Annotated in this window: 3 protein-coding genes; all 3 read left to right on the forward strand. The window is 35.2% G+C overall.

The genetic code is table 11. The annotated features are described in order from the left end of the window. Window positions 1-218: 218 nt before the first annotated feature. The 3 genes from QWZ04_RS00595 (at window position 219) to QWZ04_RS00610 (ending at window position 2,548) form a co-directional block, all read left to right on the forward strand. Entirely contained in the window at window positions 219-1,247 is a 1,029-nt protein-coding gene (locus tag QWZ04_RS00595; protein WP_290323990.1) for an HNH endonuclease, read from the forward strand. A 142-nt stretch (window positions 1,248-1,389) separates the two neighbouring features. After that, window positions 1,390-1,827 (forward strand): NUDIX hydrolase, encoded by a 438-nt coding sequence (locus QWZ04_RS00605; RefSeq protein WP_290323993.1) that lies wholly within the window; start codon window positions 1,390-1,392, stop codon window positions 1,825-1,827. A 145-nt stretch (window positions 1,828-1,972) separates the two neighbouring features. Beyond that, window positions 1,973-2,548, forward strand: a complete 576-nt coding sequence (locus tag QWZ04_RS00610) for a hypothetical protein (protein WP_290323995.1) — start codon at window positions 1,973-1,975, stop codon at window positions 2,546-2,548. The last annotated feature ends 143 nt before the right edge of the window (window positions 2,549-2,691 follow it).

The following is a 2,691-nucleotide window of genomic DNA, read 5'->3' on the forward strand; positions in this document are numbered from 1 at the left end:
AATGGTCAGGTTTTGCTCCCCGATGACCTTGTAGAACTGCGACCTGTATAAAGGATTTATGAGTATCTAACCCAATGAAAATTATGGTATCGTTGTTCATGCTAGCCTCCAAGATTTAGTTGTTTGCACACTAATTATGGCTCTGGCTTCAAGCTAACCCACGATATTGGAGGCTAGCACCTCGTGGGGGTCATTATGTCTATATTAAAAGGTAGATTATGAGTTATTGTTATTTATGTGGACATGCTATTAAACTAGAAGATAAAAGCGATGAACACATTATCCCAAACGCACTTGGTGGTCGATTAAAAAGTGATCGTGTATTATGTGAAAAACATAATAATGAACTGGGTACTTCAAATGATGCAAAATTTGTCAGTATCTTTTCACATATATCTAAATTAACGCCTATAAATGCAGAAAGAAAAGTAAGCAACTCATTTGTTGGTATTCATGTGTTAACCGGAATAAGTGTAACAATAACTGGTAATAAAATTACTCCTAGTTACCTATCATTTAACGAAGAATATTTGGTTTTGTATGCACCTAATAAAAAAATGGTGGAGAATTACAAGAAAAAGCTACAAAAAGATGGGTATAACCTAGAAGATATAACTATTATTACTGAGTTTGAACGCGATAGTGTTGAAATATATTCTGGGTTTGATAATGATATATTTAAGCTTGGATTTGCCAAAATTGCTGCAAATTTTGCAACTGAAAAAGGTATTGATAGTAAATATCTTGATATGATAATTGATAGTCAAGGTTTTAAAAGCCAGTTACCTGTAATTCCATACTTGCCATCAAATGTCGAGTTGTTAAAAAAAGACGAAAATACAGCATCAAGCTATCCTTTTCATCAAATAGCTCTCCATTCTGATCAAGGTAATAAATTATATTGTTATGTGGAGTTATTTTCAAAGTTTAAGCATCTAGTATTGTTAACTGATAAGTATGATGGTCGTGAGATACACGAGTTTTACATCTTTAGTGTTAAAGATTCTCGGGAATTTAATATATCTGAATTTATTGATTTATATCCTGAGTATGCAAAGTTCAAACATAGCCAAGAGTTAACGAAATATTACAAATATCATGAAATGAATGAATATTTGCCTCATTTACAATACGTAATGAGCTATACAACGGTTGTTCAGAATTTGTACGCAAATGACTCACATGTTTCAAACTCTTATATCGAGCAGCATGTCGGAAATAATATGGCAATTTACGCAAAATTTTAATATAACAAACTGTTTAAGAGTGATTCGCAACGCGTGGCATTTTTACTATGCGTTGTGTTTAGTGTTTAAGGTGATATGCAGTAGCATCGGTATTGCATTGCTCACACCTTAACAGGGCGTTATGCGATTAGAGGAAAAATCAATGAGAGCACCATTTCAAGTATTGGTATTCCCGTATCAAATGCTCAATGATCGACCTCGCTTCTTAATCGGACTGCGGACTGATAATGGTGTATGGCAAGCTATATCAGGCGGTGGTGAAGGTAGTGAATCCTTTCTTGAGGCAGCAAAGCGGGAGCTTAAAGAAGAAGCCAGTTTAGTTGGCTACAATTGGCAGCAACTGGACTCAATGTGTATGCTTCCCAAGGTTTACTATGCTGGTCATGAAAACTGGACGAACCATCAATTTGTAGTGCCTGAATATTCTTTTTTAGTTCAGGTGTCAACTGAGCCTCAGCTTTCAAATGAACATACAAAATTTCGTTGGTGTAGTTTCAAAGAGGCCAGTGAACTTTTGGAATATGACTCAAACAAAATAGCCTTGTGGGAAATCAATCAAAGGCTCAAGATCACGCGTTGAAAAATCGCATAACAAGCAATTTAAGCAGACCCTCAACGCGTGGCATTTTCGGTTTGCAGGTATTTCAGTGGTTACGGTGCTATGCGGAAACAGTCGTTGTGCGTTTCGGGCTACTTAATCGGGCGTTAGTTTTTAAGGATAAGTCGTGACCAAATCAGAACGTTGGGCTCAAATAACACAAATTTTTGCGAACATTGCAACAGTGATTGCAATTGTATTCATTGTCATTCAAATGAACCAAAATAAAGAACTTGTCGATAAACAAATTCAAATAGAGAGAGAAAGAGAAGTATTCAATCGTACGATACAGATTAGTGAAACAATAGATAATGACATGTTCAATGTTACTAATTCTATGAGCGATAGTGAAACTACAGATCTTAAACGACTTAACAACATAAAAAAATCTGTAAGGTCAATTGTATTTCTTGGAGTGCACTTGGAAAATAACAGTATCGATAAAGATATTGTTTATCCTTTAATTGCTCGTCATGGATTAGATCGGTATGAAAATTACATTTATAAATATGTCGAATCTAAACATGTATCAAAGTGGACTTCTGAAGAAAATCAATTGATTATATCTATAATGAATGAAATTACTTACAACGCTCATTATCTTAAATTAGTTAAAGTTTGGTCAAACGAGCAGCGTGAACTACTTGTTAAAAGACAAATAGCTTATGGCGCTATTAAGATTGAAGCTGCCAAAAAAAACTAACAAGGCATTTAAACGGAACAAAAACAGTGGGTTAAGTTTCGCTTCGCTACACATTATAACCCACTATTTTTGTCCGCTTAATGCGGCGCTGACGGATCCCCTCATAATTCCCCCAGTCCTGAATTGTGTGTCAGTCTTTGATA

The sequence above is a fragment of the Vibrio tapetis subsp. quintayensis genome, assembly GCF_030409945.1.
GTDB lineage: Bacteria > Pseudomonadota > Gammaproteobacteria > Enterobacterales > Vibrionaceae > Vibrio > Vibrio quintayensis.